The organism is Arthrobacter sp. 05T444 (assembly GCF_056395905.1).
On record NZ_JBFTKK010000066.1, the window covers coordinates 1 to 445 of the forward strand.

Here is a 445-nt window from a genome sequence, read left to right on the forward strand (position 1 = left end):
TGTCTGGAGGCGCTGGCATCGGCGGTCGACGCCGCGGACAACGAGCTCGGGCTGGCTTCCTTCCAGGAGGCGGCGGATTTCGCGGACCTGACCGAGGAGCTCTCCCGCCGGACCGAGCACCTTCAGCTGCTCGCCGCGGCCGCGGTGGAACGGACCCGCACCGAGGCGGTCAACGCCGCCGGCCCCGCGGCCAAAGCCACCGGCTGGACCACCGGCTGGGGCACCGACACCGACACCGCAGGGGACGTCACCGGATCCGGAGCGATGTCCGCAGCCGCGGCGCCGGGAACAGCGCCGGGCCGGCGCGGGTGCGGTCTGTGCCTGCCGATGACGGGTGCCGGAACACCGCCGAATACCTCCGGGTCCGGCTCCGGATCAGCATCGGCGAAGCCCGCCGCCGGCTCGCCCTCGCCGCGGCCGTGCTGCCCCGCACCGGCCTCAACGC

General features: G+C 75.3%; 1 pseudogene. It reads left to right on the plus strand.

Annotated features, from left to right (window positions below):
• Positions 1–445: pseudogene (locus AC1DD3_RS22100) on the plus strand (hypothetical protein); the annotation flags it as partial.